At 70.7% G+C, this 26523-nt stretch carries 25 protein-coding genes; 10 read left to right on the top strand and 15 right to left on the bottom strand.

Going from position 1 to position 26523, the window contains the following annotated elements:
• Nucleotides 1-98: 98 nt before the first annotated feature.
• Nucleotides 99-2903 (top strand): penicillin acylase family protein, encoded by a 2805-nt coding sequence (locus tag OHN74_RS08090; RefSeq protein WP_327693839.1) that lies wholly within the window; start codon nt 99-101, stop codon nt 2901-2903.
• A 42-nt stretch (nt 2904-2945) separates the two neighbouring features.
• Here OHN74_RS08090 and OHN74_RS08085 read toward each other — a convergent pair whose 3' ends face one another.
• Nucleotides 2946-4310, bottom strand: a complete 1365-nt coding sequence (locus tag OHN74_RS08085) for a serine-threonine protein kinase (RefSeq protein ID WP_327693838.1) — start codon at nt 4308-4310, stop codon at nt 2946-2948.
• 78 nt (nt 4311-4388) lie between these two features.
• Nucleotides 4389-5627, bottom strand: coding sequence for an exo-beta-N-acetylmuramidase NamZ family protein (locus OHN74_RS08080; RefSeq protein ID WP_327693837.1), 1239 nt, complete (start codon nt 5625-5627; stop codon nt 4389-4391).
• A gap of 222 nt (nt 5628-5849) precedes the next feature.
• Between OHN74_RS08080 and OHN74_RS08075 the strand changes: the two genes are divergently transcribed.
• The 3 genes from OHN74_RS08075 (at nt 5850) to OHN74_RS08065 (ending at nt 8968) form a co-directional block, all read left to right on the top strand.
• Nucleotides 5850-6614, top strand: a complete 765-nt coding sequence (locus OHN74_RS08075; RefSeq protein WP_327700039.1) for an SDR family oxidoreductase — start codon at nt 5850-5852, stop codon at nt 6612-6614.
• Nucleotides 6611-8308: a class I adenylate-forming enzyme family protein gene (locus tag OHN74_RS08070; protein ID WP_327693836.1), complete on the top strand. Its 1698-nt coding sequence runs from the start codon at nt 6611-6613 to the stop codon at nt 8306-8308. The genes OHN74_RS08075 and OHN74_RS08070 overlap by 4 nt, the downstream gene beginning before the upstream one ends.
• A gap of 66 nt (nt 8309-8374) precedes the next feature.
• Nucleotides 8375-8968: a TetR/AcrR family transcriptional regulator gene (locus OHN74_RS08065; protein ID WP_164408821.1), complete on the top strand. Its 594-nt coding sequence runs from the start codon at nt 8375-8377 to the stop codon at nt 8966-8968.
• Between the two features lie 246 nt (nt 8969-9214).
• On the opposite strand, the gene OHN74_RS08060 is transcribed toward OHN74_RS08065, so the two are convergent.
• The 3 genes from OHN74_RS08060 to OHN74_RS08050 form a co-directional block, all read right to left on the bottom strand.
• Nucleotides 9215-10429, bottom strand: a complete 1215-nt coding sequence (locus tag OHN74_RS08060; protein ID WP_327693835.1) for an acyl-CoA dehydrogenase family protein — start codon at nt 10427-10429, stop codon at nt 9215-9217.
• A 6-nt stretch (nt 10430-10435) separates the two neighbouring features.
• Nucleotides 10436-11479: a phosphotransferase family protein gene (locus OHN74_RS08055; protein WP_327700038.1), complete on the bottom strand. Its 1044-nt coding sequence runs from the start codon at nt 11477-11479 to the stop codon at nt 10436-10438.
• Between the two features lie 162 nt (nt 11480-11641).
• Nucleotides 11642-11944, bottom strand: a complete 303-nt coding sequence (locus OHN74_RS08050; RefSeq protein ID WP_327693834.1) for a hypothetical protein — start codon at nt 11942-11944, stop codon at nt 11642-11644.
• A gap of 161 nt (nt 11945-12105) precedes the next feature.
• Here OHN74_RS08050 and OHN74_RS08045 point away from each other — a divergent pair, with 161 nt between their 5' ends.
• A complete protein-coding gene (locus tag OHN74_RS08045) occupies nt 12106-13056 on the top strand; it encodes an NADP-dependent oxidoreductase (RefSeq protein WP_327693833.1) in 951 nt (316 codons plus the stop codon).
• Nucleotides 13057-13084: 28 nt separating this feature from the next.
• Here OHN74_RS08045 and OHN74_RS08040 read toward each other — a convergent pair whose 3' ends face one another.
• The 4 genes from OHN74_RS08040 to OHN74_RS08025 are packed head-to-tail and all read right to left on the bottom strand — an operon-like array spanning nt 13085 to nt 15279.
• A complete protein-coding gene (locus OHN74_RS08040) occupies nt 13085-13423 on the bottom strand; it encodes a DUF202 domain-containing protein (RefSeq protein WP_327693832.1) in 339 nt (112 codons plus the stop codon).
• Entirely contained in the window at nt 13420-13812 is a 393-nt protein-coding gene (locus OHN74_RS08035; protein ID WP_327693831.1) for a YidH family protein, read from the bottom strand. The genes OHN74_RS08040 and OHN74_RS08035 overlap by 4 nt, the downstream gene beginning before the upstream one ends.
• 11 nt (nt 13813-13823) lie before the next feature.
• A complete protein-coding gene (locus tag OHN74_RS08030) occupies nt 13824-14393 on the bottom strand; it encodes an NUDIX hydrolase (protein WP_327693830.1) in 570 nt (189 codons plus the stop codon).
• On the bottom strand, nt 14359-15279 hold the full coding sequence (locus tag OHN74_RS08025) for a DMT family transporter (RefSeq protein WP_327693829.1): 921 nt from the start codon (nt 15277-15279) through the stop codon (nt 14359-14361). The genes OHN74_RS08030 and OHN74_RS08025 overlap by 35 nt, the downstream gene beginning before the upstream one ends.
• Nucleotides 15280-15633: 354 nt before the next feature.
• On the opposite strand from OHN74_RS08025, the gene OHN74_RS08020 reads away from it, so the two are divergent.
• The 4 genes from OHN74_RS08020 (at nt 15634) to OHN74_RS08005 (ending at nt 19688) form a co-directional block, all read left to right on the top strand.
• Nucleotides 15634-16584 carry a hypothetical protein gene (locus OHN74_RS08020; RefSeq protein ID WP_327693828.1) on the top strand — a complete coding sequence of 317 codons (951 nt, stop codon included), beginning with the start codon at nt 15634-15636 and terminating at the stop codon, nt 16582-16584.
• Nucleotides 16585-16642: 58 nt separating this feature from the next.
• The gene (locus OHN74_RS08015; protein ID WP_327693827.1) at nt 16643-18208 is read left to right on the top strand and encodes an APC family permease; all 1566 of its coding nucleotides are present in this window, start codon (nt 16643-16645) and stop codon (nt 18206-18208) included.
• Between the two features lie 111 nt (nt 18209-18319).
• Nucleotides 18320-19078: a molybdopterin-dependent oxidoreductase gene (locus OHN74_RS08010; RefSeq protein ID WP_327693826.1), complete on the top strand. Its 759-nt coding sequence runs from the start codon at nt 18320-18322 to the stop codon at nt 19076-19078.
• Entirely contained in the window at nt 19062-19688 is a 627-nt protein-coding gene (locus tag OHN74_RS08005) for a cytochrome b/b6 domain-containing protein (protein WP_327693825.1), read from the top strand. Before OHN74_RS08010 ends, OHN74_RS08005 begins: the two co-directional genes overlap by 17 nt.
• A gap of 76 nt (nt 19689-19764) precedes the next feature.
• Here the strand turns inward: OHN74_RS08005 and OHN74_RS08000 are convergent, their stop codons facing one another.
• The 4 genes from OHN74_RS08000 to OHN74_RS07985 all read right to left on the bottom strand — a co-directional run bounded on the left by OHN74_RS08000 (nt 19765) and on the right by OHN74_RS07985 (nt 23773).
• Nucleotides 19765-20835, bottom strand: a complete 1071-nt coding sequence (locus OHN74_RS08000) for an L-idonate 5-dehydrogenase (RefSeq protein ID WP_327693824.1) — start codon at nt 20833-20835, stop codon at nt 19765-19767.
• Nucleotides 20836-20984: 149 nt separating this feature from the next.
• Nucleotides 20985-21761 (bottom strand): glucose 1-dehydrogenase, encoded by a 777-nt coding sequence (locus tag OHN74_RS07995; RefSeq protein WP_327693823.1) that lies wholly within the window; start codon nt 21759-21761, stop codon nt 20985-20987.
• Between the two features lie 11 nt (nt 21762-21772).
• Nucleotides 21773-23170, bottom strand: coding sequence for a GntT/GntP/DsdX family permease (locus tag OHN74_RS07990; RefSeq protein ID WP_327693822.1), 1398 nt, complete (start codon nt 23168-23170; stop codon nt 21773-21775).
• Between the two features lie 45 nt (nt 23171-23215).
• Nucleotides 23216-23773 carry a gluconokinase gene (locus OHN74_RS07985; RefSeq protein WP_327693821.1) on the bottom strand — a complete coding sequence of 186 codons (558 nt, stop codon included), beginning with the start codon at nt 23771-23773 and terminating at the stop codon, nt 23216-23218.
• A 96-nt stretch (nt 23774-23869) separates the two neighbouring features.
• Between OHN74_RS07985 and OHN74_RS07980 the strand changes: the two genes are divergently transcribed.
• The gene (locus tag OHN74_RS07980) at nt 23870-24571 is read left to right on the top strand and encodes a FadR/GntR family transcriptional regulator (protein WP_327693820.1); all 702 of its coding nucleotides are present in this window, start codon (nt 23870-23872) and stop codon (nt 24569-24571) included.
• On the opposite strand, the gene OHN74_RS07975 is transcribed toward OHN74_RS07980, so the two are convergent.
• Entirely contained in the window at nt 24568-25014 is a 447-nt protein-coding gene (locus OHN74_RS07975) for a YchJ family protein (RefSeq protein ID WP_327693819.1), read from the bottom strand. The two genes, OHN74_RS07980 and OHN74_RS07975, sit on opposite strands and share 4 nt — an antisense overlap.
• A gap of 46 nt (nt 25015-25060) precedes the next feature.
• A complete protein-coding gene (locus tag OHN74_RS07970; protein ID WP_327693818.1) occupies nt 25061-26461 on the bottom strand; it encodes a M1 family metallopeptidase in 1401 nt (466 codons plus the stop codon).
• Nucleotides 26462-26523: the final 62 nt, after the last annotated feature.

Below are 26523 nucleotides of genomic sequence, written 5' to 3'. Positions count from 1 at the left end.
AAAGTGACGCATGTTCATCTTCTATCGCGGGGATACCGGCGGTAACCTCTGGCCCACTCCGTTCGGAGTGGCCCACCCCCCGGTCCGGAGGAGCTGCCATGTCACGGCGCACCCCAGGCAACACCGTCGATAGAACCTTCGACAGACTGAGAACTCCCCGCGGACTCTTCGGGTTCCTGAAGACCGCGGCTGTATGCACACTCATTGCCGGTCTTTTGTCGCCGCTTTCTCCGCTTTCCCCGGCGACCGAAGCCCAGGCCGCCGCGGCGAACGACTACTGCGGTGCCCAGTGTTCCGACATCCTGCCGCCAGGGCAGAACGGCAACGCGACCCTCGCCCAGATCCTCCTGAACCAGGCCTTCGGATCCCAGCCCGAGCACGCGGAAGACCAGCTCGGGCCCTATGCCAACCTGGCCACGGGCTACTCCGGTCTCACCAACGCCACCATCAACAACTTCTTCAACGACGCCTCGTTCGGGGTCGCCGCCGACCAGGTCGCCTCCACCCTGGCTCCGGCCGGCCGCACCGACGTGACGATCGTCCGTGACAAGAAGACGGGTGTGCCGCACATCACAGGCACCACCCGCTACGGCACCGAGTTCGGCGCCGGGTACGCCGCAGCCCAGGACCGCCTCTGGCTGATGGACGTCTTCCGGCACGTCGGACGCGGACAGCTCACGCCCTTCGCGGGCGGCGATCCCTCCAACCAGGGCCTTGAACAGGAGTTCTGGCGCCACGCCCCGTACACCGAGGCCGACCTCCAGGCCCAGATAGACAACGCGGTCGCCACCAACGGCGCCCGCGGTCAGCAGGCACTCGCCGACGTCAACGCCTATGTCGCGGGCATCAACGCGTACATCGACGCCTCCGACAGCGGGCGCTACTTCCCCGGTGAGTACGTCCTCACCGGCTGGAAGGACTCCGTCACCAACGCGGGCACCATCCAGAAGTTCAAGCCCACCGACCTGGTCGCGCTGGCCTCCGTGATCGGCGCGCTCTTCGGCTCCGGCGGCGGCGGCGAGGTCAACAACGCGATCTCCCTCATGGCCGCCCAGTCCCAGTACGGTGTCGTCCAGGGCACCAAGGTCTGGGAGGCCTTCCGGGAGCGCAACGACCCCGAGGCCGTCCTCACCGTCCACAACGGCGAGAGCTTCCCCTACGCGACGGCGCCCGCCGACCCGCAGGGCGAGGCCCTGCCCGACGCCGGCACGGTCGCCGAGGAACCGCTGGTGTACGACCGTACGGGCAGCGCCGCCACCACGACCGCGACCACCGCCTCCACCACGGCGACGGCCACCGCCCTCACCTCCGCCAAGCGCGGTATGTCCAACGCCCTGGTGGTGAGCGGCGCCAAGACCGCCAGTGGCCACCCGATCGCCGTCTTCGGCCCGCAGACGGGCTACTTCGCCCCGCAGCTGCTCATGCTCCAGGAGATCCAGGGCCCGGGCCTCAGCGCCCGCGGCGCCTCCTTCGCGGGGCTCAGCATGTACGTCGAACTCGGCCGCGGCCAGGACTACGCGTGGAGCGCGACGACCTCCGGGCAGGACATCATCGACTCGTACGCGGTCGAGCTCTGCCAGGACGACGTCCACTACCTCTACCACGGCACCTGCACCGCGATGGAGAAGATCGAGCAGACCAACGCCTGGAAGCCGACCACGGCCGACGGCACGGCCGCCGGCTCCTACCGGATGCAGGTCTACCGCACCAAGTACGGCCCGGTGAGCCATCGGGCGACGGTCGGCGGGAAGAAGGTCGCCTACACCAACCTGCGCTCCTCCTACATGCACGAGGCCGACTCGATCATCGGCTTCCAGATGCTCAACGACCCCGACTACGTGAAGAGTCCGGCAACCTTCCAGTCCGCCGTGCAGCACATCAACTACACCTTCAACTGGTTCTACGCCGACTCCACGCACACCGCGTACTACAACAGCGGCGACAACCCGGTGCGCGCGAGCGGCGTCGACGCCGAGTTCCCGGTCTGGGCGCAGTCCGCGTACGAGTGGCGGAACTGGAACCCGACGACGAACACCGCCGACTACACGCCGGCCTCCGCCCACCCCAACTCGATCGACCAGGACTACTACATCTCCTGGAACAACAAACAGGCCAAGGACTACACCAGCGCCTCGTGGGGCGACGGTTCCGTCCACCGCGGGAACCTCCTGGAGGACCGCGTCAAGAAGCTCGTCACGGCGGGCGGAGTGACGCGGGCGCAGCTGGTGAAGGCGATGGCCGACGCCGCGCTCGCCGATCTGCGGGCCGAGGACGTGCTGCCGAAGCTGCTGCGGGTCATCAACAGCTCGACGGTCACCGACACCACGGCCGCGGCGGCCGTCAGCAAGCTGTCCGCATGGGTGACCGCGGGCGCCAAGCGCACGGAGACCTCGGCGGGCTCGAAGGCGTACGCCAACGCCGACGCGATCCGCATCCTCGACGCCTGGTGGCCGCTGCTGGTACAGGCCGAGTTCCAGCCGGGCCTCGGCACCGACCTGTACACCGCCATCACCACCAACCTCCCCGTCGACGAGGCACCCTCGGCCGCACACGGCCCCACCGGGGCGCACGCGGGAAGCTCCTTCCAGTACGGCTGGTGGAGCTACGTCGACAAGGACATCCGGGCGGTTCTCGGTGACCCGGTGCAGGGCGGGCTGACGCAGAAGTACTGCGGCGGCGGCACGCTCAGCGGCTGCCGGGACATCCTGATCAGCACCCTGAAGACCGCGGCGGGCAAGACGGCCGCCCAGGTCTACCCCGGTGACACCCTGTGCGCCGCGGGCAACCAGTGGTGCGCCGACTCGATCGTCCAGCGCACCCTGGGAGGCATCAAGCACTACAACATCAGCTGGCAGAACCGGCCGACCTACCAGCAGGTCGTCGAGTTCACGTCACACCGGTAACAACCGGTAGTAGCCGGCGACAACCGGGGTGCCGGCGGCGGGTCAGCGGATACGGCCCGCCGCCAGCACCACCTGTGCCAACTCCGAGTGGCAGATGTCGCTGTGGGCTCCCGACGGGGGCCCACCGCTCCTGACCACCGCCGACGCGTCGACGTTCACGCACCCGCCCACCGGCAGCTTCGCCGGTTTCAGGGCTTCGGCGATCGTCAGCCGGACCGTCCCCGGCACCGCCTGGACACCGTCGTGGCCCATCGCGCCCCACTTGGGGCCCAGCGCCTTCGCGACGCCGAAGTTCATGACCGACCGCTCTGCGGCGAGCACCCCCTGACTGTCGCCCGCCGTGCGCGAGGCCAGCGGATAGAACGTGCTGAGCGCCCCGTCGTGCCGGGAGTAGCAGCACACCAGAGGACCGTCGATACGGTTCTGGCGGCCCTTCAGCGCACCCGCCGCACGCGCGTCGTGCGGCAGCTCGGCAGCGAACGCGTAGTGCGAGAAGGCCCCTTGGAGCAGCGTCACGGACTTCACCGTGCGCACCCCCTCGGGCAGCCCGCGCAGCGCGAACGACACCAGCCGTGCGCCGAAGCTGTGCCCGACGAGATGCACCCGCACCCCGGGCGCCGCCTCGGCGAGCCGCCCGATCACCGGCCCGAGCCCCCGCTCACCGACGGTTCCGGCCCGCCGCTTCATCGCGTAGTACGTGGCCTGCCGCAACAGCTCCTTCGCGCCGTTCCACGGATTGGGCAGCCCGGGCAGCGCGAACTCGGCCCCGGCGCCCGGGGGTTCAGGCCCGGCCAGGGCCAGGGCGAACTCCTCGCAGACCGCCGCCGTGCTCCCCGCGAGCATCCCGGGGTCGCCCTCCGGCTCGCCGTCCCCGAGGAGGTCCGCCGCGAACCCCGTCTGCGGTGTCTGGGGCGACACCTCGACGAGGAGCCGCACCAGCCCGCCGAACTCCTCCAGGGCCTCGTCGCCGTCCGGCTGTCGGTCCAGCAGCCGGGCGATCTGCTCGACGACCGTGGCCCGCCCGGGGAAGGTTTCCACAAGCGCGTGCCGGGTGCCCTTGTCGAGCCCGGGACGGCCGGTCGCCTCCGGTGCGGCGGTGGCGGTCATGGACCGTCGGAAGTCGGGGATCGGCTCGTCCGTGAAGCGCATCGAAGGCCACACCACGCCCACGTAGCCGATCCTGGCGGTCGCGGGTGCGAGGGCGGGGACCGCGCCGAAGAACCTGCTGTAGAGCCCGGTCGCCGTGGACCGGTCGTTGTTCCAGCCGTGGGCGAAGACGATGAGGTCACGCACCTCGCGCGGGCCCACCTCCGCGAGCAGCCGATCACGCCTGCGCCCGTCGGTGTCGCCGTCCGCGTCGAACGTCAGCTCCCAGTACGGAGAAACGCTCATCTCCAGATCCGCCATGACAAACCCCGTCCCCCGTGGTGTCGTGATGTGGGGCGTATCGTCCTGCTAACGGGGGGAGTTGGCCATACGTCACGCTCACTTGTAGATGAGGTACTTCTTGCGCATACGCCGGAACGCCGCCAGCTCCCGCTGCCAGCCCGCCACGACCTCGTCGGTGTCCGCACCCGCGTCGATCATCGTGCGCACCAGAGTGGATCCGGTCAGCTTGTCGATCCAGTTGTCGGAGCGCCAGGTGAAGCCGCTCCAGGCCCTCTTGGCGGTCACCAGCAACGCGACCCCGGTACGCACCGGGTCGTAGGCCGCCCGGTCGTGCACATGGATCTGTACGCCGCCGATGGTCTTCCCCTGGAACTTGGAGAAGGTCGGCGCGAAGTACGCCTCCCTGAAGTGCACCCCGGGCAGCCCGAGTCGCTCCGCCGCGACGGCCCACCGCCGGTCGACGCCCTCGGCGCCGAGCAGTTCGAACGGCCGGGTCGTACCGCGCCCCTCCGACAGGTTCGTCCCCTCGAAAAGACACGTCCCCGAGTACACCAGCGCGGTGTCGGGCGTCGGCATGTTCGGGCTCGGCGGCACCCAGGGGAGCCCGGACGCGTCGTAGAACTCCGACCGCCGCCACCCCGACATCAGTACGGCGTCCAGCTCCACCGGTGCGGCCAGGAACTCCTCGTTGAACAGCCGTGCCAGCTCCGCCACCGTCATCCCGTGGGCCTGGGCGATCGGCTGCCGCCCGACGAACGTCGCGAACTCCTTGTGCAGCACGGGCCCTTGGGCGGCCCGCCCGGTCACCGGATTGGGCCGGTCCAGCACCAGGAAGGTCTTGCCCGCCAGCTGGGCCGCCTCCATGCAGTCGTACAGCGTCCAGATGTACGTGTAGAAGCGGGCGCCCACGTCCTGGATGTCGAAGACGACGGTGTCGACACCGGAGGCGGTGAAGACGTCGGCGAGCGGCCGGCCGCTCTTGAGATACGTGTCGTAGACGGGGAGCCCGGTCGCCGGGTCGTCGTAGCGCCCCTCGGAACCGCCGGCCTGCGCGGTGCCCCGGAATCCGTGCTCGGGGCCGAAGACGGCGGTCAGATTCACCCGGTCGTCCGCGTGCATGACGTCGACGATGTGGCGTACGTCCCTGGTGACGCCGGTGGGGTTGGTGACGAGGCCGACCTTCTTGCCGGTGAGGGGGGCGTAGTTCCCGGCGGTGAGGTTCTCGAATCCGGTGCGGAGTCGTTTTGGGCGGTGTTGGGTGGGGGCTGCGGCCGTGCACGCCGGCAGGGATGCCGCGGTCGCTGTGGTGAGGAGGCCGCGTCTGGACAGGGGCATGGGGGTTCCCTCCGGGGGTGGTGCGGCTGGGTATTGGCACCGTATGCGCTACCGCCTGTGGTTCGTAGGGTGCGGGCTGTATGTGGCTTGTCGCGCCCCGCGGCGGAGCCGCAGATAGACACAGCCCCGCGCCCCTGGGTGGGATTCCCTGCCCTTTCTTTGTTACATACCGACTGGTTAGTCTGGTCGGGCGTTGGAGCCGTTTCGTGTCGAAGGAGACCGATCGTGGGAGTCGTGCGGGGTGCCGGAGTGGTGGTCACCGGAGCGGGAGGCGGGATCGGGGCCGCGCTGGCCCGGCGGTTCGCCGCCGAAGGGGCCCGGGTCGTGGTCAATGACCTGGACGCCGACAAGGCGGGAGCCGTCGCCGACGAGATCGGCGGGATCGCCGTACCCGGTGACGCGTCCGCCGTCGTCGCCGAAGCCCGTGCCGCGCTCGGTGGGACCGTGGATGTCTACTGCGCCAACGCCGGGCTCGCCTCGGGCGGGTCCGAGGCGGCCGAGGAGAAGGTCTGGGCGCTCGCCTGGGACGTGAACGTGATGGCGCACGTCCGGGCGGCCAACGAGCTGCTGCCGGAGTGGCTGGAGCGCGGCAGCGGCCGTTTCGTGTCCACCGTGTCAGCCGCCGGGCTGCTCACCATGATCGGCGCGGCGCCCTACAGCGTGACCAAGCACGGCGCCTACGCCTTCGCGGAGTGGCTGTCGCTGACGTACCGCCACCGCGGGCTCAAGGTGCACGCCATCTGCCCGCAGGGTGTGCGTACGGACATGCTGGCCGGGACCGGCAGCGCCGGCGACCTGGTGCTCGCGCCGACCGCGATCGAGCCCGAGGCGGTCGCGGAGGCGCTGTTCCAGGGCATCGAGGAGGACCGGTTCCTGATCCTGCCGCACCCCGAGGTCGCCGACTACTACCGGGCGCGGGCCACCGACCCCGACCACTGGCTGACGAACATGAACCACATCCAGCGGAAGTGGGAGGCCACCCGATGACCGACTCCGACCTCGCACCGGACTCCGGCTCCCGGTACGGTGCGCAGCCCTGGCTGGGCCTGCTCGACGACGTCCAGCGCGGGCCGATCAGCCCCGACGACTCGCTGGTCCACGCGCTCCGCCGGACCGCCGCCGAGGTCCCGGACCGCACTTTCCTCGCCTACTTCGACGGGCGGCTCAGCCACCGTGAGGTCGACGAGCTGAGCGACTCCGTCGCCGGGTATCTCGTCACCCGGGGCCTGGAGCGCGGCGACCGGGTCGCCGTCCTGCTGCAGAACTCGCCGCTCTTCGTGGTCGCCGTGCTGGGGGCCTGGAAGGCGGGCGCGACCGTCGTCCCCGTCAACCCGATGTACAAGTCGGGCGAGGTCACGCACGTCCTGCGGGACGGTGACGTGGCCGCGCTGATCTGCTCCGACCGGGCCTGGGAGTCGTACCTGAGGGAGACGGCGGCCGACTCTCCGGTGCGCATCGTGCTCACGGGCTGCGAGCTGGACTTCCAGACCCGCGGCGACGCGCGCGTGCTCGCGTTCGAGCGGCTCCCGCAGGCCCCGGACGCCGAGGACCTCACGGCAGTCGCCCGGTACGGCCACGCGGCCCCCGACCCCGGGGGCCGCGATCCGCGCCCCGCCGACATCGCGCTGATCAGCTACACCTCCGGCACCAGCGGCGTCCCCAAGGGGGCCACGAACACCCACGCCAACATCATGTACAACGCGGAACGGCAGCGGACGGGCCTCCCGCTGCCCGAGGCGCCCGTCTACTTCGCGATGGCGCCCCTGTTCCACATCACCGGCATGGTCTGTCAGCTCGGCGCGAGTCTGAACAGCGCGGGCACGCTCGTGCTCGCCTACCGCTTCGAGCCCGGTGTCGTCCTGGACGCGTTCGCCGAGCACCGCCCCCACTACACGGTCGGCCCGTCGACGGCCTTCATGGCGCTGGCCGCGCATCCGGACTGCGCCCCCGACCACTTCTCCTCCTTCCGGCACATCTCCTCCGGCGGAGCCCCGCTGCCGCCCGCCCTGGTGGAGAAGTTCCGGGCCGGCTTCGGCCCGTACATCCACAACGGCTACGGCCTCACCGAGTGCACCGCCCCCTGTGCCTCCGTACCGCCCGCGCTGGAGGCCCCTGTCGACCCGGTCTCCGGCACCCTCGCCGTGGGCGTGCCGGGCCCCGACACCGTCGTACGGATCGTCGACGAGCAGGGCGCGGAGGTTCCCTTCGGGGAACAGGGCGAGATCCTCGTACGGGGGCCGCAGGTCGTTCCCGGCTACTGGCGGCTCCCGGAGGCCACCGCGGAGACCTTCCCGGACGGGGAGCTGCGGACCGGTGACATCGGCTTCATGGACGCCGAGGGCTGGCTGTACGTCGTCGACCGGAAGAAGGACATGATCAACGCGTCCGGCTTCAAGGTGTGGCCGCGCGAGGTCGAGGACGTCCTGTACACCCATCCGGCGGTACGGGAAGCAGCCGTCGTCGGGGTGCCCGACGGGTACCGCGGGGAGACGGTGAAGGCGTACATCAGCCTGCGCCCGGGCGCGGAGGGGGACCCGGACGCGCTCGCCGTCTACTGCAAGGAGAGACTGGCCGCCTACAAGTACCCGCGGCAGGTGGAGATCCTGGCCGACTTGCCGAAGACGGCGACAGGAAAGATCCTCCGTCGGGAACTGCGTACGCGGTCCCGGGACTCGCAGTAGGCACCCCGTTCGGCTGTTCGGGCCGTTCGGTCAATCGGTGGAACGTTGGGAAGGCTGGTGGCGGTAGTGCCCAGGACGACGGACGGCGACGGTACGCCGGTCCCGCAGCGGCTGCTGGCCGCCGCCACCCGGCTCTTCGCGGAACAGGGGTACGACCGCACGTCCGTGCAGGAGATCGTCGAGGCGGCCGGGGTCACCAAGGGGGCGCTGTACCACTACTTCGGGTCCAAGGACGATCTGCTGCACGAGGTGTACGCGCGCGTGCTGCGTGTTCAGCAGGAGCGGCTGGACGCGTTCGCGAACGCGGATGCCCCGGTGGAGGAGCGGTTGCGGCGGGCGGCGGCGGATGTCGTGGTCACGACCATCGAGAATCTCGACGACGCGATGATCTTCTTCCGCTCGATGCATCATCTGAGCCCGGAGAAGAACAAGCAGGTACGCGCGGAGAGACGCCGCTACCACGAGCGCTTCCGGGCCCTGATCGAGGAGGGCCAGGAGACGGGCGTCTTCTCCCGGGCGACCTCGGCGGACCTGGTGGTCGACTACCACTTCGGCTCCATCCACCACCTGTCGACCTGGTACCGCCCGGAGGGCCCCCTGACCCCGACAGAGGTCGCGGAGCAACTGGCGGACCTGCTGCTGCGCGCGCTGCGGCCGTAGGCAGCGGTTTTCTTCGCCCCCGCCGCCCCTACCCGTCCCATCCTCGGGGGCTGCGCCCCCGAACCCCCGCGTCGGCCCTGAACGGGCCTTGTCCTCAAACGCCGGACGGGCTGGGGGTGCCGGCCGGGGCTTGATCTTTCAGCCCGTCCGGCGTTTGAGGACGAGCGCCTTCAGCGCGAAGGGGGGTCTGGGGGCGCAGCCCCCAGGTTCAGGATGGGACGGGTAGGGGCGGCGGGGGCGAGAGAACTACACGTACCGCTTCAGCTCACGCCGGGCCAGCGACCGCTGATGCACCTCGTCCGGCCCGTCCGCCAGCTTCAGCGTCCGCGCACTCGCCCACAGCTCCGCCAGCGGGAAGTCCTGGCTCACCCCACCCGCCCCGTGCAGCTGAATCGCCTTGTCGATGATGTCCACCACCGCACGCGGCGTAGCGATCTTGATCGCCTGGATCTCCGCGTGCGCCCCCTTGTTGCCCACCGTGTCCATCATCCACGCCGTCTTCAGCACCAGCAGCCGCAGCTGCTCCACCGTGACCCGCGCGTCCGCGATCCAGTTGTGGACCACGCCCTGCTGGGCCAGCGCCTTGCCGAAGGCCGTCCGGGAGACGGCCCGGCGGCACATCAGCTCGATCGCCCGCTCCGCCATGCCGATCAGCCGCATGCAGTGGTGGATGCGGCCGGGGCCGAGCCGCGCCTGTGCGATGGCGAAGCCGCTGCCCTCCTCGCCGATCAGGTTCGCCGCGGGCACCCGTGCCTCGTCGAAGACCACCTCGGCGTGGCCGCCGTGGGAGTGGTCCTCGTAGCCGAACACCTGCATCGCCCGCTTGACCGTGACGCCGGGGGTGTCCCTGGGGACCAGGATCATCGACTGCTGGCGGCGGATGTCGGCGCCGTCGGGGTCGGTCTTGCCCATGACGATGAAGATCTGGCAGCGAGGGTTCATCGCCCCGGAGATGTACCACTTGCGGCCCGAGATGACATAGTCGTCGCCGTCCCTGCGGATCCGCGTCTCGATGTTCGTCGCGTCGGACGATGCCACCTCGGGCTCGGTCATCGCGAACGCCGAGCGGATCTCGCCCGCGAGGAGCGGCTCCAGCCACTGCTTCTTCTGCTGCTCGTCGCCGAACTGCGCCAGCACCTCCATGTTGCCGGTGTCCGGTGCCGCGCAGTTCAGCGCGGTGGGCGCCAGGTGCGGGGAACGGCCGGTGATTTCGGCGAGCGGGGCGTACTGGAGGTTGGTGAGGCCGGCGCCGTGCCGGGCGTCGGGCAGGAAGAGGTTCCACAGGCCCTGACCGCGGGCCTCGGCCTTCAACTCCTCGACCACGGCAGGGGTGTCCCACGGCGAGGCCAGCCGCCCGCGCTGCTCGTGCTCGACCTGTTCGGCCGGGTAGACGTACTCGTCCATGAAGGCGAGGAGCTTGGCGCGCAGTTCCTCGGTGCGCGCGTCGAACGCGAAGTCCATGACGGATCAGCCTTCCTGGAGACCTGTGTGAAGTGTGGTCAGGCCGTGCTCGATGAAGACGGGGACCAGGTCCCCGATGCGGTCGAAGCCCGCGCCGACCGTCTGGCCCAGCGTGTAGCGGTAGTGGATGCCCTCCAGGATCACGGCCAGCTTGAACCAGGCGAACGCCGTGTACCAGGCGATCGCCGAGACGTCGCGCCCCGAGCGCGCCGCGTACCGTTCGATCAGCTCGGCGGGGGAGGGGTGTCCGGCGGCCTCGGCGGTCGTGGAGACGGGGGAGTCGGGCGCGCCCAGCGGCATGCTGTACATCACCAGCAGGCCCAGGTCGGTGAGCGGGTCGCCGAGCGTCGACATCTCCCAGTCGAGGATCGCCGTGATCCTGTCGTCCGAGTCGATCAGCACGTTGTCCAGCCGGTAGTCGCCGTGCACGATCGCCGGGGCGGAGGAGTCGGGCAGGGCCCGGCCGAGCGCCGCCTGCAACTCGTCGATGCCGGCCAGCTCGCGGTTGCGGGAGGCGTCCAACTGCTTGCCCCAGCGCCGCAGTTGCCGGTCGAGGAAGCCCTCGGGCCGGCCGAAGTCCGCGAGGCCCACCTCGGCGGGGTCGACCGCGTGCAGCTCGACCAGCGTGTCCACCAGCGACAGCACCACGTCCCGGGTCCGCGCCGGGCCGATCGGGGCGAGCTGCCCGGCGGTGCGGTACGGCGTGCCCGGCACGAACTCCATGACGTAGAAGGGCGCTCCGGGTGCCGCCCCGTTCTCGGGGTCCTCGCACAGCAGCACGGGACGCGGGACCGGCACGGCGGTCGGATGCAGGGCGCTGATCACCCGGTGCTCGCGCCGCATGTCGTGCGCGGTGGCCAGGACATGGCCCAGCGGAGGGCGGCGTACGACCCACCGGGTGATGCCGTCGGTGACCGCGTAGGTGAGGTTCGAACGGCCGCCCTCGATCAGTCGGCCGGTCAGGGGGCCCTGTACGAGTCCGGGGCGTTCGCCGTCGAGCAGGCCGCGCAGCCGGTCGAGATCGAGACCTGGCAGGTCGTCCGGGGGCATCATCGCTCCTACGCGTACGGAAACAGGATGTGCATCATGATGCCGACCGGTCGGTATGTCGTCCAGTGGGTGAGCGAAACGTGACCGGCGTCTCGCTTCCAGTGTGCGGAAGGAGACGCCGGTCGGGTAGGGCGGGGGTGCGGTGCCGGTGGCCGGGAGCGGTCAGTGATCGTCCCAGTGGTCCTGGTGCGCCGCGTGCCGGTGGCCGTCGTGCAGATAGTCGACGTGGTCGCCGTGCAGAACGCTCGGGTGCCCGCAGCCGTCCCCGTGCGCATGGTCGTGGGCCTCGTGCGCCACGTGCCCGCCGGGCTCGCATTCGTCCCAGTGGTCGTTGTGCGCGCGGTGCAGATGACCGTCGTGCGCGTAGTCGACGTGGTCGTTGTGCCGCACCTCTGTGTGGCCGCAGTCCTGGCCGTGGCTGTGCTCGTGGGTCGGGTGTTCCCGGTGAAGAGTGGAGGTGCTCATGATGCTCGCCTTCGGACAATCGCGGGTACGGAAGTGGTGGAGAGTGCGGGTGGTGACCTCGGACAGGCTGCCACGCAATCCGCCCATATCAGGCTATTCGACTTGCGTGGCGCGCGCGCACCCCGGAACGTCGGGCGTGAGGAAATCGGAGGACCAGACATATGAAGGCCATCACCTACAGCCGGTACGGCGGTCCCGACGTCCTGGAGTACACGGAGGACGCCCCGGACCCCAAGGTCGGGCCCGACTCCGTGCTGATCAAGGTGCGGGCGGCATCGGTCAACCCGGTGGACTGGAAGTGCCGCGAGGGCTACCTCGACGCCATCCTGGAGCCCGTCTTCCCGGTGACACCGGGCTGGGACGTCTCCGGGGTCGTGGTGCGCCCGGGTGCCTCCGTCTCCGAGTACGCCGTGGGCGACGAGGTCATCGGCTACGTACGCGAGGACTTCCTCTCGCGCGGCACCTTCGCCGAGTACGTCGCCGCCCCGGTGCGCACCCTTGCCCGCAAGCCCCGCAACCTCTCCTTCGAGGAGGCGGCCGGGCTGCCGCTCGTCGGACTCACCGCCTATCAGGTGCTCGCCAAGTCGCTCCACGTCCGCACGGGCGAGACCGTCCTGGTGCACGCGGCGGCGGGCGGGGTCGGCTCCGTCGCCGTCCAGCTGGCCCGCCGCCACCTGGGCGCGGCACACGTCATCGGCACGGCGAGCGTGCACAACCACGACTTCGTGCGTGAACTGGGCGGCAACCCGGTGACGTACGGCGAGGGCATGGCCGACCGGGTGAGGAAACTGGCCCCCGGGGGCGTCGACGCCGTGTTCGACACCGTCGGCGGCGACACGCTGAAGGACTCCGTGGGGCTGCTGGCTCCCGGGGGCCGCCTGGTGTCGATCGCGGACCCGGACGTCGTCGGTCTCGGCGGTAGCTACTACTTCGTACGCCCCGACGCCGCGGACCTCGCGCACCTCTCCGACCTGGTCGAACAGCATGTGTTCTCGCTGCATGTGTCCGACACGTTCCCCCTGGAACGAGCGGCGGAGGCGCACCGGCTGAACGCGGAGGGACGTACCAAGGGCAAGATCGTCGTGACGGTTGACTGGCCCGACGAGGCCTGACGGTCCGGCCGGCGGCAGGTTCCGGCCTTCAGAGGACGAGCGCCGCCCCGCACACCGCCAGGGCGACCGCGCACAGCGTCGCGGCGGTGGCGTGCCGGGCGGCGAGCGCCGGCGGACCGTCGTCGCCCGTCGCCGCGAGCGTCCGGATCCGCCGGTGGGCGACGGCCAGGAACCACAGCCACAGCACGCAGCACACCGCGCAGACGGCGACTCCGGCCGCCGACGGCCCGCCGTGCAGCGCGGACTTCCCGGCGAGCACGGCGGCGACGGTGCTCGACAGCGTCGTACGCCGCCACGCCAGCCGGGTCCGCTCCGGCTGCAGCCCGGGATCCCGTACCTCCCCCTCGCCCACCCGGGCCTCGCTCACCCTGTCCCCCGGACCAGCACGACGACCACCATGGCGACCGCGACCACGGCGACCGCGAGGCTCAGCAGCGCCGGGAAGCGGGACACCGGCAGGTCCTCACCGCGGCGCATCGCCCGCTCGCACCGCACCCAGTGGTTGACGGCCCGCAGTGAGCACAGCACCCCGGCCGACAGCAGCGCGAGCGCCAGCCCCACGCGCCACCCCCACCGCAGGTCGGGCAGGAACTGGTCCACGGCGAACCCGCCGCCGATCAGTGCCAGCGCGGTACGCAGCCAGGCCAGGAAGGTGCGTTCGTTGGCCAGCGAGAAGCGGTAGTCGGGGGTGCGGCCCTCCTCGCCGATCCCCTGGGGGGCGAACCACATACGGACGTTCCGTGCAAAATCGATCACATGTAGGAACCTTACGGGCTCTTCGGTGACCGGTACGCCCTGAGGCGCTCGTAGGCGGCCAGACCGTCCGGCACCCACTCCCACTCGCCCAGCCGCCGTTCCACCTCGTCCTCCGGCAGGAACGCGTGCCAGGCGACCTCCTCCGCCTGGGGGTGGACAGGAAGCTCGCAGCGGACCTCGTACACGGCCGACCACCAGCTCTGGCCGGCGCCGTTGTCGTACAGGAACTTGAAGAGGGGCTCGGGGCGGGGCAGGCCCGTGACGCCGAGTTCCTCCTCGGCCTCCCTCAGGGCCGCGCCGTCGTACGACTCGCCCGCGCCCACGACTCCGCCGACGAACATGTCGTACAGGGAGGGGAAGACCAGCTTGGTGGCGGTGCGGCGGTGGACGAAGAGCCGGCCCCGGGCGTCCCTGGCCTGGATGAAGACGCAGCGGTGACGCAGCCCGCGCGCGTACGCCTCGCCCCTTGGCGACCGGCCCACGACCTCGTCGTTCTCGTCGACGATGTCGAGGATCTCGTCAGCAGGGTCAGCAGGGTCAGCAGGGTCAGCGGGAGTGCTCTCGTGGGAGTGAGTGCTCATGACCGCCATCAAAGCTCATCGCCCGCTGTGTGCAGCCGCTCGGCATCGCCGGGTGGAGGCCCAGGAGGACGATGCCCACGACCACCGCCGCGAGGCCCGCCGCCTCCCAGGCGAGTGCCCCGGTGTCGGTGCGCAGCCGGTCGCCGAGGAAGCCGACGCCACAGATGATCCCGGCGAGGGGCTGGGCCGCCGTGAGTGCGGGGAGGGACATGCGCAGGGGAGCGGTTTCGAAGGCGCTCTGGACCAGGATCAGGCCGGTGAGGCCGAGGAGCAGTACGCCGTACGGCTGCCAGCCGGTGAGGAGGTGGGTCGGGCCGCCCTCCGTGAAACGCTGGCCGCTGACCCGCGTCAGGGCGTCCTGGACGCCGTAGAGCAGGCCCGCTGCCAGGGCCAGCAGGACCGGGCCGGCGCTGAGGCGCGAGCGCTTCGCGAACGTCGTGAGGAGCAGGGCGAGCCCGAGCATGGCGCCGATGATCAACCAGTGGCGCCAGGGGTCAGTGACGGCCGTGCCGCCGCGCGGTTCGCCCGCCACGATGAACGCCGTCACCCCGCCCGCCAGGAGCAGGAGGCCGGTCCAGCCCTGTCGGCCCAGCGGCTGCTTCGTCTGCCTGCGGGAGAGGGCGAGCGCGAAGAGCAGGTTCGTCGCGAGCAGCGGCTCCACCAGGGACACCTCGCCCTGGCTCAGCGCGATCGCGCCCAGCACCATGCCCGCCACCATCAGACCGATGCCGCCGAGCCAGCGCGGCACCCGCACCAGGTCCAGCAGCAGCCTCGGGGAGAGGAAGTCGCTCAGGGGGGCCTGCCGGGCCACGTTCTGCTGGAGGACGAAGCCGAGGCCCAGGCAGCAGGCGGCGCTCACGGCGAGAGTCAGAACCAGGACGGACACGCGAGGTACCTCGATGGCGGGGCAGATTGTCGGGTGTGGTAAAGGCCGACTGTATCCGCCCCCGACGAGTCCTGCCCCGGGGATGTGACGGAATCGTGGAGTCGGCAGGGTCACGTCCATGTCCGGGCGGTGGCCGTGTCGCGACTTAACGTCATCTCTGTGGGGTTGGAGGGTCGTGCGGGGGTCTGTCGTTCGGTAGGTCAACCGTCCTACACAGATGCTTAATTGACACGTGTCGCATACATTTCCGGCCTTGACGTGAAGCATTCGTGGAGGGTTTGCTGTCCGTGATCAACCGATGGCTGTCGAACGATCGCCGTCAACAGACCGCGTCGTGTGAGGAAGTTCCCCGCGGTGTCTCCACCTCCACCACCTCTGGGCCGTGGCCGCAAACGCGCCGCCCAGGCCTTCGACGCCGCGCTCGACGACACCGAACTCGTCGCCGCGCGCGCCTCGCTGGCTCAGGGGCGCTGGCAGGACGTCCGCGCACTGCTCACCTCCACCGGCGACGACTGGGACCGCCGGGGGCACCGGGTCACCGTCCTCGCCCTGGAGTCCGGTACCGCGGCCTGGGCCCGCGACTGGCTCGTCGCCGAACCGGAGTCCGCCGACGCCTCCGTCCTGCTCGCCGCGGCCACTGTCCAGCGGGTCCTCTCGGGCAAGGACAAGCCGGTCCGGGCCCGCGACGCCTGCCACGCCGCCGCCGCGCTCGCTCCCGCCGACCCCACGCCCTGGCTCGGGCTGCTCCGGCTGGAGCGGAACATGGGCACCGAGGAGACCGTCGTGCAGCTCTTCGACGAGGTCCGGCACCGCTACCCGGACCACCACCACGCCCACCATCTGATGATCGCGCGCCTCGCCGAGCGCCGTACCTCCGCCGGCCAGGACCCGCTGCACGAGGTGTACGACTTCGCCAACTGGGCCGTCGAACAGGCCCCCGCCGACTCGCCGTTGGCGATCCTGCCGGTCGTCGCACACGCCGAGCGCTACCGCGTCCTCGCCGCCGCGGGCCTGGAGTCCACCGACCCGGCGTCCTCCGGGCACTGGGTCGGGCGGCGGGCCCGCCAGGTGATGAAGGCGGCCTTCGACTGGTGGCTGGAGTGGGAGCGCGAAGACCATCCGCGCCGCCTGATCGACCTCAACTTCCTTGCCCACGCGAAGTTCTGCGAGGGCAGGGGCGCGGAGGCAGCCGCACTGTTCCACCGGATCGGCCACCACCAGACGCCCGTCCCGTGGTCCTACCCGGACCGCGACCCGTTCACCGCCTTCCGTGCCGCCCGCGCCACCGCGCTCGGCACGGTGTAACGCCCCACGCTTCACGCACCACTGAAAATTTCCATACGCCCGAAAGGACAACCCCGCGATGACGACGGGCAGTTCGAGCACGAGTAGACCCAGTGCCGGCAGCAACGGCATCAGTACGTTCAAGGGGCAGGACCGCGCACTGCGCGCCGACCGCCTCGGCACCGGAGGGCTGCTGCTCTCCGTGCTCGCCGCAACCGCTCCCCTCATGGTGGTAGCTGGTGTCATGCCCACTACATTCGCGGTGATGGGCATCGTCGGCCAGCCCCTCCTGTTCGTCCTCCTCGGCGTCGTCCTCGTCCTCTTCAGCGTCGGGTACGCCGAGATGAGCCGCCACGTCCACAACGCGGGCGCCTTCTACGCGTACATCTCGCGCGGACTCGGCGGCACCGCGGGGGCGGGCGCCGCGATGCTCGCGCTCGTCGCCTACAACGCCCTCCAAGTCGGCATCTACGGCATCTTCGGCTTCGAAGTGTCCGGGCTGTTCTCCACCTACCTGGACACTGAAATCGCCTGGTGGATACCGGCGTTGCTGGCCGCGCTGGCCGTCGGAGCGCTCGGCTGGTTGAAGATCGACGTCAACGCGCGCGTGCTCGGCGTGCTGATCGTCATCGAGGTCGCCCTCGTCGTCATCTTCGACATCGCCGCCGTCGCCGACCCGGCGAAGGAGGGCCTGTCGCTGCACGCCTTCAACCCGGACACCCTCACCGGCGCGGGCGTCGGCACCGCCCTGTGCTTCTGCATCGCCGCCTTCACCGGCTTCGAACAGGCCCCCGTGTACGCCGAGGAGACGAGCCGGCCGCACGTCCTCGTCCCGCGCGTGATGTTCCTCGCCGTCAGCTTCGTCGCCGTCTTCTTCGCGATCAGCTCATGGGCGTTCACCGTCGCCGCCGGCCCCTCCGCGATCATCGGCACCGCGCAGAAGGAGAGCGCCGGACTGCTGTTCTCCCTCACCGAGTCCCGGCTCGGCGGCACCTTCACGGACATCCTGCACGTCCTGTTCGTGACGGGCATGTTCGCGGCGCTGCTCAGCTTCCACAACGTCGTCGCCCGGTACGCCTTCGCCATGGGCCGCGAAGGGCTGCTGCCCGCGACCTTCGGCCGTACCACCGGCGCGAGCGGTGCGCCCGGCACCGGCTCGCTCCTGCAGACCGTCGTGGCCGTGGCGCTCGTGGCCGCCTTCGCGGTCTCCGACGACGGACCGGTGGGCGACCCGACCACTCCCGTGCTGAAGCTGTTCACCTGGCTGGGCAACATCGGCGCCCTGGGCGTGATCGTGCTGATGGCGGCGGCCTCCCTCTCGGTCATCGTCTTCTTCGCCCGTCGTGGCGCGGTCGGCGCCCAGGCCTGGCGTCTGGTGACCTCCGCGCTGGCGGGCACCGCGCTGCTCGTCATCGCCTTCTACACGATCAAGGACTTCGACATCCTGGTCGGTACGGGCCCGGACTCCTCCCTCAACTGGGTGCTGCCCGGCGTCATCGGCGCCGCCGTGGTCCTCGGCCTGGTCCAGGGCCTGGTCCTGCGCTCCCGCAGGCCCGAGGTGCACGCACGCATCGGGCTCGGCAACCAGGCGTTCCAGCTGGACAAGGCGGCGGAGTCGGCGGAATCCGCGGAAGCGTCCTCCTGAGCACCCGTTCCGGGGCCGCCGCCTGAGAAGAGGGTGAGAAGCGGTTACGGAAGTCTGACGCGCACCCGCGATCCCTGGCTCCACAGGGGTCGCGGGTGTTCGAATGGATACGTGAACTCCGAACGACCCGAAGAGCCCGAACGACCCGAAGAACGCGAAGGGCCCGACCGGGGTACACCCATCGGCCGACGGGTGCTGCTCGGCACCCTCGGTCTGGGCGCCCTCGGCGTGGTCGCCGCGCCCACCCTCCAGCGCGGCATGGAGTCCTTCCTCGCCGGCGCGGCGGAGAACGACCCCACCGGCCTGACCGGCCTCCTCCCGAACGGCGGCGGCTTCCGCTACTACTCGGTGACGTCCTCCGTACCCCGCAAGGACGCGCGGAACTACCAGCTGAAGATCGACGGTCTCGTCGACCGACCCACCACGTACACCCTGGCCGACCTGCGCGCGATGCCTCAGACCAGGATGGTCAAGGACGTGCAGTGCGTCACCGGCTGGCGGGTGCCCGGCACGCCCTTCGAAGGGGTACGGCTGTCCCGGCTCCTGGACGCGGCGGGAGTGCGCTCCTCGGCCGGAGCGGTGCGCTTCACCTGCTTCGACGGCGCCTACACCGAGAGCCTCACCCTCGACCAGGCCCGCCGCGCGGACGTCCTGGTCGCACTGCGCATGCAGGACAAGGACCTGAGCCACAGCCACGGCGGCCCGGTCCGCCTCTACGTAGCCCCCATGTACTTCTACAAGTCCGCCAAGTGGCTCTCCGGCATCACGGTCACCGAGAACGTACGGGCCGGCTACTGGGAGAACCGCGGCTACGACATCGACGCCTGGGTCGGCAAATCGAACGGACGCGACGATGAGCCTACGAGCTGACGCCCGGGCGCCCTCCACCTCGGAGGTACGCCGCTTCGGCCGCTCCCAGAAGTGGGTGCACCGCGCGACGGCCGCGCTGATGGGCGTGTGCGTGGTGACGGCGGCCTGTCTGTATCTCCCCGTGTTCGCCGAGCTGGTCGGCCGCCGCGAACTGGTGGTCCGCGTCCATGAATGGGCGGGTCTCGCCCTGCCGGTACCCGTCCTGGCCGGACTGGCCTCCCGCGCCTTCCGCGCCGACCTGGGCCACCTCAACCGCTTCGGCCCGCACGACCGGGTCTGGCTGCGCGCGGCCCTACGACGCGACAAGCGCAGCACCTCGCGCCCGGCGGCCAAGTTCAACGCGGGCCAGAAGATCTACGCGTCCTGGATCGCGGGCGCCACCCTGGTCATGCTCGGCACGGGCCTGCTCATGTGGTTCACCCATCTCACCCCGCTGATGTGGCGCACCAGCGCGACCTTCGTCCACGACTGGCTGGCGCTCACCATCGGCATCGTCCTGGCCGGCCACATCGGCATGGCCCTGGGCGACCCGGAGGCCCGCCGGGGCCTCCGGACGGGCTCGGTGAGCAAGAGGTGGGCGGAGAGCGAGCATCCGCTGTGGCGCCCCTGAGCCGACGATCCGGTGCCGGGCGCCCCCGAAGGGGCGCGGGGAACCGCGCGACCAGCCACAGCGGACCCGCGGTCGACTAACCCGCAGACGACGAACCGGCGGTCCACGCCCCCAGCGGAGCGCTCCCGCCGAAATCGAGCAGCACCTTGCACGACCTGCCCCGGTCCGCCGCCAGCACGAACGCCGACCCCGCCTCCTCGACCGGGATCACCGCACTGACCAGCCCGTCCAGCGCCGGCGCAGCCGCAAGCAGGGTCAGCGCGTCGTCGAACTCCGTGTCGAAGCGGAAGGCGCCCCGCAGTTCGATCTCCCGTGTGACGACGAGGTTGCCCGCGAAGGGGCTGGGCCCGGGCGGCAGCAGCCCGAGCTGCACGACGACCCCGCCCCGGCGCACCAGCCGCAGGCAGGTGTCAAGACCCGCGGCCACCCCCGACGCCTCGACGGCCACGTCCACCTCGGCCGGCCACCCGGGATCGCCGGGATCGTCCGCCCGTACGACCGAGTCGGCGCCCGCGACCGCCGCGTACCGCAGGGCCTGCGGGAGCAGGTCCGTGACCGTCACGCGGGCCGCACCGGCCGCCTTCGCCGCCGCGACGACCAGGCACCCGATGGGTCCGGCGCCGGTGACGAGGACGTGCCGGCCGGAGACGTCCCCGGCCCGGCGCACAGCGTGCAGGGCGACCGAGAGGGGTTCGGCGAGGGCCGCCAGGTGCAGCGGCAGGCCTGCCGGTACGGGCCTCAACTGGTCGGCGGGGACGACCAGTCGAGCCGCGAAGCCGCCCTGGACGTGGGGTGTGCGGGCGGCGCTGCCGAGGTAACGCGTGTCCCGGCAGACGTTGCGCCGCCCGGACGCGCACTCCGGACACACTCCGCACGGGGTCGCCGGGTGCACGGCAACCTCCTTACCCACAGCGGGTCCTGACGTTCCGTCACCGTATGAGACGACCGTCCCCACGACCTCGTGGCCCAGCACCATCGGTTCCTTGAGGCGGAAGTCGCCGACCCCGCCGTGCCGCCAGTAGTGCAGGTCCGAGCCGCAGACACCGCCGTACCGGACCGCCACCAGCGCCTGGCCGGGTCCGGGGGAGGGCACCGGCAGCTCGTCGACCCGCAGGTCGCCCTCGCCGTGGATCACGCAACCGAGCATCGGGAGAACCCCTTTCGTGTCCGCGTCACCGGACCGCCACCAGCGCCTGACCGGGTCCGGGGGAGGGCACCGGCAGCTCGTCGACCCGCAGGTCGCCCTCGCCGTGGATCACGCAACCGAGCATCGGGAGAACCCCTTTCGTGTCCGCGTCACAGGACGCTGGTCATGCCGCCGTCGACGTACAGCACCTGACCGCCGACGAAGTCCGCCGCCGGGGAGGCGAGGAACAGCACCCCGCCCACCAGGTCCTCCGTACGCCCCCACCGCCCGGCCGGGGTGCGTTTGCGCACCCAGGCGCTGAACTCCGGGTCGTCGACCAGGGGTTGGGTCAGTTCCGTCTCGATGTAGCCGGGGCCGAGGGCGTTGACCTGGACCCCGTGCGGGCCCCAGTCCGCGCACATGCCCTTGGTGAGCATCTTCAGCGCGCCCTTGGTGGCCGTGTAGGGCGCGATGCCCGGGCGGGCCACCTCGCTCTGCACCGAGCAGATGTTGATGATCTTGCCGTGGCCGCGTTCCGTCATCCGGCGGGCCGCCTCCCGGCCCACCAGGAACGCGCTGGTGAGGTTGGTGTCGAGGATGCGGTGCCAGTCGGACTCGGTGAACTCCAGGAGAGGGGCCCGCAGTTGCATGCCCGCGTTGTTGACCAGGATGTCGAGCGGGCCGACCCGCTCCTCGATGTCCGCGATCCCGGCGGCGACCGAGGAGCCGTCGGTGACGTCGAACGCGGCGGTGCGGATGTCTCCGGAGAGCTCGGCGGCGGCCTTGGTCAGCCGGTCGCCGTCGCGCCCGTTGAGGACGACCGTGCAGCCGGCCTCCGCGAGGCCCCGGGCCAGGGCGAAACCGATGCCCCGGCTGGACCCGGTGACCAGGGCGGTACGCCCGCTGATGTCGAACAGAGGGTGACTCGTTCCCGTACGTCCAGTCATTCTCGTACCCCCTAGATCACGAGTGAGAGCAGCAGGACCAGGCCGCCCGCGACCACGGAGATGATGGTCTCCATGACCGACCAGGTCTTGAGGGTCTGGCCGACGTTCAGGCCGAAGTACTCCTTGACCAGCCAGAATCCGGCGTCGTTGACATGGCTGAAGAAGAGCGAGCCGGCGCCGATGGCCAGGACCAGCAGGGCCGCGTGGGTCGTCGACATGTCGGCCGCGAGCGGGGCCACGAGGCCGGCCGCCGAGACCGTGGCGACCGTCGCCGAACCGGTCGCCAGCCGGATCGCCACCGCGATCAGCCAGGCCAGCAGCAGGGCGGGGATCGACCAGTCCTCGGAGATGTCCAGGACCATCTTGCCGACCCCGGAGTCGATCAGCGTCTGCTTGAAGCCACCGCCGGCGCCGACGATCAGCAGGATGCCCGCGATGGGCGCGAGGCCCGTCTCGACGATCCGGGAGATCCGTTCCTTGGTGAACTCGGCAGGGCGGCCCAGCGTGAAGATGCCCACGAGTACGGCGGCGAGCAGGGCGATCAGCGGGGAGCCGACCACGTCGAAGACGCGCTGCGCCATGTTCGTCGGGTCGTCGATGATGATGTCGACCAGCGCCTTGGACAGCATCAGGACGACGGGGAGCAGGATGGTGGCCAGGGTGGCGCCGAAGCCGGGACGCTTCTCCAGGTCCTCGGACGGGCGCTGGGGGATCATGCGGTCAGGGGCGGGCACGTCGACCCAGCGGGCCGCGACCCGCGAGAACACCGGGCCGGCGATGATCACCGTCGGGATGGCGACCAGGACACCGAGCGCCAGGGTCACGCCGAGGTTGGCGCCGACCGCGTCGATCGCGATCAGCGGGCCGGGGTGCGGCGGGACCAGGCCGTGCATCACGGACAGGCCCGCGAGCGCCGGGATGCCGATGCGCATCAGGGAGTAGTTGCCGCGCTTGGCGACCATCAGCACGACCGGGATCAGCAGCACGACGCCGACCTCGAAGAACAGGGGCAGGCCGATCACCGAGGCGATCAGGACCATCGCCCACGGCATCGTCCGGCCCGACGCCCGAGCCAGGATCGTGTCGACGATCTGGTCGGCGCCCCCGGAGTCGGCGAGCAGCTTGCCCAGGATCGCGCCCAGGGCGATCAGGACACCCACGCCGGCCACCGTCGAGCCGAGCCCGGTGGTGAAGCTGGCGATGGCCTTGTCGAGCGGCGCGCCCGCGAAGGCGCCCAGCGCGAGCGAGCCGATGGTCAGGGCCAGGAAGGCGTGCAGCTTGAACTTGGTGATCAGCAGGACGATGAGCGCGATGCCCGCGAGCACGGCGACACCCAACTGGGCATGGCCGGCCGAGGTGATCGGCTCGACGGTGTCCGCTGCCAGCATCTCGACGCTGAGTCTGGTCACGGTGGTTCCCTTGCTTCTGGAGAGGGACTGTCGGGGACGACGGGGTTACTGCGAAGGTGCTGTGGAGTGCGCCTCGGGGCCGTCCGGGCTGCCGAGGCCGCCGAGCGCCGCCACGGCGCGGGCGGTGATCTCCTCGGGGGTGCCGGAGACGTCCACCGCGACGCCCGCCTCGTCCGCCTCGAGCGGCTGGAGGGTGGCGAACTGGGAGTCGAGCAGCGCCGTCGGCATGAAGTGGCCCTGCCGGTGCGCCATCCGGTCCTCGATGAGCGCCCGGTCACCGGTGAGGTGCACGAAGACCACGTCGGGCGCGGCGGCCCGCAGCCGGTCCCGGTACGACCGCTTCAGGGCCGAGCAGCTCACCACCCCGCCGAGCCCGGCCCGGCCGTGCGCCCACTCGCCGATGGCGTCCAGCCACGGCCGGCGGTCGTCGTCGGTCAACGGGGTCCCGGCCGTCATCTTGTGGATGTTGGCCGGGGGATGGAAGTCGTCGGCCTCGGCATACGGAACGCCGAGCCGAGCCGCGAGCAGGGGACCGATGGTGGTCTTCCCGGTGCCCGCGACGCCCATGACCACGACGACGTGGGGGGTGCGCGTCTTCTGCATGAACGCAATGAAACGCATTAGGTACGACAAATTCAAGACCTCCGCATCAATAAGTCTGACTTTTTGAGAGTGTGACGCGCCACGTACGCTGAGTGCATGAGCACACCGGGCCGAGGGCTGCACGGCCATGTACTGGACACCCTCGGACCTGCGATCACCGCGGGCGAGTACCCGCCGGGCAGCGTCCTGCGCACGGACGAACTGGCACAGCGCTTCGACGTGTCCCGCTCGGTGATGCGGGAGGCGGTCCGGGTCCTGGAGTCGATGCACCTGGTCGAGTCCCGCCGCCGCGTCGGCGTCACGGTCCGGCCCAAGGCCGAGTGGAACGTCTACGACCCGCAGGTCATCCGCTGGCGCCTGGCGGGCGCCGACCGCCCGCAGCAACTGCGCTCCCTCACCGTGCTGCGTTCCGCGATCGAACCGGTCGCCGCGGGCCTGGCCGCCAAGTTCGCCACCGCGGAACAGTGCGCGCGGCTCACCGAGTGCGCGCTGGGCATGGTGGCCAAGTCGCGCGGACACCAGCTGGACGGCTACCTGGTCCACGACGTGGCCTTCCATCGGGTGATCCTGGAGGCCTCGGGCAACGAGATGTTCGCCCGCCTCGGGGATGTCGTCGCGGAGGTCCTGGCCGGCCGCACCCATCACGAGGTCATGTTCGAGGACCCCGACCCGGCCGCCGTCACCCTGCACGTACAGGTCGCCGAGGCGGTCCGCGAGGGCGACGGCGAGCGGGCCGAGCGGCTCACCAGGGAGATCGTGGTCGGAGCCCTTCAGGAACTGGACATCCTCGCGCCCTAGACGGTCCGGCTGCCCTGGTCGCCCTGTTCGATGTCCCCGTCGACGTAGACCCACGCCCCGTCGACCCGCTCGAACCGGCTCCGCTCCGCCAGCGAACCGCCCCGGTAGGACGCCCGGAAGGTGACGGTCCCGGTGGTGTGGAACGCCGTACCGTCGCCCGCTGCGACGACCTCCAGCCCCGTCCACCGCGTCCCGGGGTCGAACTCGACGCCGACGGGGCGGGTGCGCGGGTGCCAGGTGCGCAGGAGGTAGGGCTCGTCCCGCCGCACGAAGGCGCTGTAGCGGGAGCGCATCAGGGCCTCGGCGGTCGGCGCCGCGGCCTCACCCCGGTGGAACCGGCCGCAGCACTTCTCGTACGTCTCCGCGAGACCGCACGGACACGCGGAGCTCTGAACCGGGGTGGAGGGGCGTTGCCGCCGGGGATGCGGAGTACGTCGGGCCATGCCCGCCATTCTCCCGCACCGCATGTACCCGCACCGCATGTACCCGCTACGCGGTGGACGGCGGATAGGAGGGCCGTGCGGGCACCCGCGGTCCTCCCTTGACCGGTGGCGGCCCCTGCGTCCTCGGTGTGGGCAACGCGGGCAGCGCCACCTCGTGGAGCCACGAGGCGAGCAGCTCGTCCAACGGCTCCGCCGCGAACCGTCCCACGTACGACGTGAACGTGGCCGTACTCACCGATCCGCCCCGATGCAGCGCGACCCACCCCCGCAGCATCCGGAAGAACGCCTCGTCGCCCAGCGCGCACCGCACCGCGTGCACGGTGAGCCCGCCGCGCTGATACAACCGGTCGTCGAACATCAGCTTGCGGCCGGGATCGGCGAGTCGTAGATCCTGTGGCCGCCCGGCCAGCAACCGGTGGGCCACCGCGGCCAGTTGCTGCGCGCTGCGCCCACCGGAGCGCTCGGACCACAGCCACTCCGCGTACTTGGCGAACCCCTCGTTCAGCCAGATGTGCCGCCAGTCGGCGATGGACACACTGTTGCCGAACCACTGGTGGGCCAGCTCGTGCGCGACGAGCCGCTCCGAACTCCGGGCGCCGTCCACGTGGTTGGCGCCGAACAGCGACAACCCCTGTGCCTCGACGGGCACATCGAGTTCCTCCTCGGTCACCACGACCGCGTACTCACCGAACGGATACGGTCCGAAGAGCTCCTCGAAGAGTTCCATCATGGCGGGCTGGCGCGCGAAGTCCCGGGAGAACTCGGGGAGCAACTCCGCCGGAATGTGCCCGTGTTGGGGCACCCCGCCAAGACCCGGGTCACCGAGCAGGACGGTCTGGTACTTCCCGATCGACAGCCCGACGAGATAACTCGACGTCGGCGCGGACTGCTCGTACACCCACGTGGTCGTGGAAGCCTTCGTCGTCCTCGTCAGCAGCCGACCGCCCGCCACCACCGAGTACGCGGACGGCGTCGTGATCGAGATCTGGTAGGACGCCTTGTCGGCGGGCCGGTCGTTGCACGGGTACCAGGACGGCGCCCCGACCGGCTGGCTCGCCACCAGCGCCCCGTCCTCCAGCTCCTCCCAGCCGATCCCGCCCCAGGGGCTGCTGACCGGCTTGGGGTTGCCCGCCCAGTGCACCTCGACGGTGAACGCGGCCCCGGTACGGAGCGGCTTCGCGGGGCGGATGCGCAGTCGACCACCCCGGTGCGTGTAGTGCGCGGTCTTGCCGTCGACCCGCACCCGGCCGATCTTGAAGTCGCCCAGGTTCAGCTGGAATTCGGCGAGCGAGGACCGGCCCGCTATGGCGTTGATGCGAGCCGTGCCCGCCAGCCGGTTCGGGCCCGGGCGGTAGTCCAGCGCGAGTTCGTACCGGTGCACCCGGTAACGGGGATCACCGTTGGCCGGGAAGTACGGGTCCGAACCCACTGTCTGCTGAACGCTCACTGCTGAGTCTGCTCCCTGCGATGTGCTCGTACGAGGTGCCGGAGATGAACCCACCCCCGCTC

It is taken from the genome of Streptomyces sp. NBC_00459 (assembly GCF_036013955.1).
GTDB lineage: Bacteria > Actinomycetota > Actinomycetes > Streptomycetales > Streptomycetaceae > Streptomyces.
Note: the sequence above shows the minus strand (reverse complement) of the source record. Positions and strands in the feature narration are given on the sequence as shown.

Excerpts from the sequence above, each read along its gene's own strand:
- OHN74_RS08005 (WP_327693825.1), top strand. The coding sequence starts at position 19,062 with ATGAGCCTACGAGCTGACGCCCGGGCGCCCTCCACCTCGGAGGTACGC.
- OHN74_RS08070 (WP_327693836.1), top strand. The coding sequence starts at position 6,611 with ATGACCGACTCCGACCTCGCACCGGACTCCGGCTCCCGGTACGGTGCG.
- OHN74_RS07995 (WP_327693823.1), bottom strand. The coding sequence starts at position 21,761 with ATGACTGGACGTACGGGAACGAGTCACCCTCTGTTCGACATCAGCGGG.
- OHN74_RS08055 (WP_327700038.1), bottom strand. The coding sequence starts at position 11,479 with ATGCCCCCGGACGACCTGCCAGGTCTCGATCTCGACCGGCTGCGCGGC.
- OHN74_RS08080 (WP_327693837.1), bottom strand. The coding sequence starts at position 5,627 with ATGCCCCTGTCCAGACGCGGCCTCCTCACCACAGCGACCGCGGCATCC.
- OHN74_RS08045 (WP_327693833.1), top strand. The coding sequence starts at position 12,106 with ATGAAGGCCATCACCTACAGCCGGTACGGCGGTCCCGACGTCCTGGAG.
- OHN74_RS08050 (WP_327693834.1), bottom strand. The coding sequence starts at position 11,944 with ATGAGCACCTCCACTCTTCACCGGGAACACCCGACCCACGAGCACAGC.
- OHN74_RS07975 (WP_327693819.1), bottom strand. The coding sequence starts at position 25,014 with ATGGCCCGACGTACTCCGCATCCCCGGCGGCAACGCCCCTCCACCCCG.
- OHN74_RS08090 (WP_327693839.1), top strand. The coding sequence starts at position 99 with ATGTCACGGCGCACCCCAGGCAACACCGTCGATAGAACCTTCGACAGA.
- OHN74_RS08085 (WP_327693838.1), bottom strand. The coding sequence starts at position 4,310 with ATGGCGGATCTGGAGATGAGCGTTTCTCCGTACTGGGAGCTGACGTTC.
- OHN74_RS07985 (WP_327693821.1), bottom strand. The coding sequence starts at position 23,773 with ATGCAGAAGACGCGCACCCCCCACGTCGTCGTGGTCATGGGCGTCGCG.
- OHN74_RS07980 (WP_327693820.1), top strand. The coding sequence starts at position 23,870 with ATGAGCACACCGGGCCGAGGGCTGCACGGCCATGTACTGGACACCCTC.
- OHN74_RS08015 (WP_327693827.1), top strand. The coding sequence starts at position 16,643 with ATGACGACGGGCAGTTCGAGCACGAGTAGACCCAGTGCCGGCAGCAAC.
- OHN74_RS08000 (WP_327693824.1), bottom strand. The coding sequence starts at position 20,835 with ATGCTCGGTTGCGTGATCCACGGCGAGGGCGACCTGCGGGTCGACGAG.
- OHN74_RS08060 (WP_327693835.1), bottom strand. The coding sequence starts at position 10,429 with ATGGACTTCGCGTTCGACGCGCGCACCGAGGAACTGCGCGCCAAGCTC.
- OHN74_RS08030 (WP_327693830.1), bottom strand. The coding sequence starts at position 14,393 with ATGAGCACTCACTCCCACGAGAGCACTCCCGCTGACCCTGCTGACCCT.